This is a genomic window from Haloferax sp. Atlit-4N, assembly GCF_003383025.1.
Classification (GTDB): Archaea; Halobacteriota; Halobacteria; order Halobacteriales; family Haloferacaceae; genus Haloferax; species Haloferax gibbonsii.
Window position 1 is genome coordinate 1 of the sequence record NZ_PSYY01000074.1, and the last position, 472, is coordinate 472.

Consider the following 472-nt stretch of genomic DNA (forward strand, 5'->3'; position numbering starts at 1 on the left):
AGGCGAGGCGCGGCGGCTGGGGCTCGAGCCGGTCGGGGAGGTGGACGAGCGCACCGTCGTCGTGCTCACCGACTCCGCCCTCGAGCGCGGGGAGCGCGCCCTTGGTGCGGCGCACCGGCTCGGGGTCGACCCGCCGCTGGAGCTGTTCGAGGAGCAGGCGAGTCTGCTGCCGGAGCTGGTGGAGCGCAACCGACGTCCCGACGGCAGTCGTCTCGTGAGTGCCGTGCGCTCCATCGGCACGAAGGTCGTGCTGGACGACGCGTACGCCGATCGGGACCGGGGCCGGATCAGCGCGCCGGCCCTCGAGCTCGTGCGCAAGCTGGACCCTGCCGTGACGGTGCCGGCCCGGATCGCGGCCCGCCTGGGCGCCGGCAGCGGCCGCCTCCCGTCCTGGGTGCGGCCCGGCTGGTTCGACGACCTCCGGATCGAGCCGGTGATGGCCCACCCGCGGTTCCGCTACCCGATGTACGAG

Annotated in this window: 1 protein-coding gene; it reads left to right on the plus strand. The window is 75.0% G+C overall.

The genetic code is table 11. The annotated features are described in order from the left end of the window. Positions 1–472, plus strand: a 472-nt coding sequence (locus C5C07_RS21460; protein WP_158546623.1) for a hypothetical protein, incomplete at both ends; no start/stop codon positions are given.